1 protein-coding gene is annotated in these 1,979 nt (G+C 40.4%); it reads right to left on the bottom strand.

Annotation, left to right across the window (positions count from 1 at the left end; genetic code table 11):
- Positions 1-475: 475 nt before the first annotated feature.
- Positions 476-1,204, bottom strand: a complete 729-nt coding sequence (locus AB6D58_RS24260) for a hypothetical protein (RefSeq protein ID WP_372158778.1) — start codon at positions 1,202-1,204, stop codon at positions 476-478.
- Between the last annotated feature and the right edge of the window lie 775 nt (positions 1,205-1,979).

Here is a 1,979-nt window from a genome sequence, read left to right on the forward strand (position 1 = left end):
GTGTGCTATTTTGATACGAAATTAACGCCACATTGTGACTTTTCTCTCGTTTTGTGTGGGTAATTTTTTTTGCGCTTCTCAATGTAGCTCTTGATTAGGTTTTGAACCATTTGTCTTGCAGACTATTCCACCACCGGTAAGCGAAGATTGAATAGCACAAACCAAGTAAGCCAGTAGCAACCTGATCCCAATCGTATATTACCTGACTTCTATCTAGTTGATCGAAATAGAATTCATGCCAAAAGTGTGAGAAAAGCGTAATAAGCCACATGGTACGAAACCCCCATTTTTCACCAGTAATGCAACAACCGAGAAATGGGAAAATCAATCCAAATAGAAAATGGGCAACAAAGTAATGATTCGTATAGTATAAGCCGAGTGTAAGTTGCAGGAATATGACGAACAGACACCCAAAGGTGAATAAAAGCACATTGCTTAGATGGTACTTCCAGCTCTCTCCTTTTGTCACTTTACCTTAATTCCTTTTGGCTAAATTTTTCCAATCCCACATGTCCCATCTGCTCAGAATGAATTGTGGAAGTTCTGTCTCGTTTAAATAAGCTCTAACCACTGACAACGCCTCCTCTACACCGTAGCAAACAACAGCCAAATAGTCTTCTTTTAGCAAAGCTTCTCTAACAAGGTGCTGATCAATATGTACTTGCTTTAAGGCGATTTCTGGATCTTTACCATAGTCAGATGGCAACTTCTTTAGTTCTATATAGAGCCCATGATACCCCGAGCGTGCTACCATGAATTGAATATCAGGCACACCTTTCAAAGCTCCAGCACACTTCAATCGGTATGCTTCAAAGGCGCTTCGACCTCCTCCATTTGGTGAGGCATGAACCAAGCGTTCAAAATGTGGAAAATGCTCTGCTATATATTGAAAGATGCTGACCTGGTAGTAATACTCTTTATCTGACTCTAGCAGCTCGATATCAGCTTCTAGACGACTCTTTTCTTTCAGAAATAGACAATGCCAAGGGAGCTCTACACCATCATTTTGGCATTTTCGCTTTTTGGTCTTCTTTGGTTTTGGCTTGATCGATTTAAGGTTAGAGCTCTTTTGATTCGCACCTTTATCATTTGGTTTGGGCTTCTTGTTTCCACCGGGGACCCGAGCAAGATTTCTTAATTCTGCAGCAGTTATTGTTTGGCCATTTTTAATACCGGAAGTATCTATGTCTGAGAAATGCCCCATCAAAAAATCTCAGAACTTAGTAGGTAGCTTAAGGAAGCTTTAGTTAACTCGGGGTTTAGCAGTACACGCTTATAAGTTGTGAGCAGGTAAGCAAAGTCTGACGACTCAAATGGCTTAAGGTTCAAGAACCGTAGTTTGAAAACTCCTGGTCTGTTGTCGTGGTAATACTCAGCATTCTTGAGGTGGAGTATTGCAACGTGTAATAGGCGTGGGTGGTGTATCAGGAACTTTTGCAGTTTTTCAACGTGCTCGGTTTTAATTTCTTGGTATGTCATAAGGCATAACCTATACTGGATGGATATACAGTATAGGTGAGTCGCCTTTTATTTGTCTATCACTTTTAGTTCATTGACGCTTAGGCTCTAAGTCATGATATCGATTGAAACCAAACTCTATGCAATGGTTATACGCCATTACCACCTCTGTAGTTAGCTCAGTTGCATATAGATAGTCTGAATCACACCCAATATCCAATGGTCTTAACGAGTTCAAACCATTGCCTTTTGGTTCCTCAAGGATGTACAAGTATATATTTACCAAAAGTTGCTTGTATAAAGGGCAGTCAACCTGTTTAATACGCACTGTCAGAACATGTAAAACCTGTCGAGTTCGACGCTTTAGGTCCCTCTGTGGGATTTGTGCGTAATGTTTTGGGCTAAACCAGTTCGTCATGCGTGTTACGTAGTTCCAATTTAAATATTTATCCTTTCCCTTTGATTGCTGTAGGAGAGGAATAAAGTTTCATACTAAGCAGTCAAGTAACCCTGTTTGTACC

Origin of the sequence: Vibrio sp. 10N.239.312.D08 (assembly GCF_041466145.1) — a bacterium.
Classification (GTDB): Bacteria; Pseudomonadota; Gammaproteobacteria; order Enterobacterales; family Vibrionaceae; genus Vibrio; species Vibrio crassostreae_C.

Excerpts from the sequence above, each read along its gene's own strand:
- AB6D58_RS24260 (WP_372158778.1), bottom strand. The coding sequence starts at position 1,204 with ATGGGGCATTTCTCAGACATAGATACTTCCGGTATTAAAAATGGCCAA.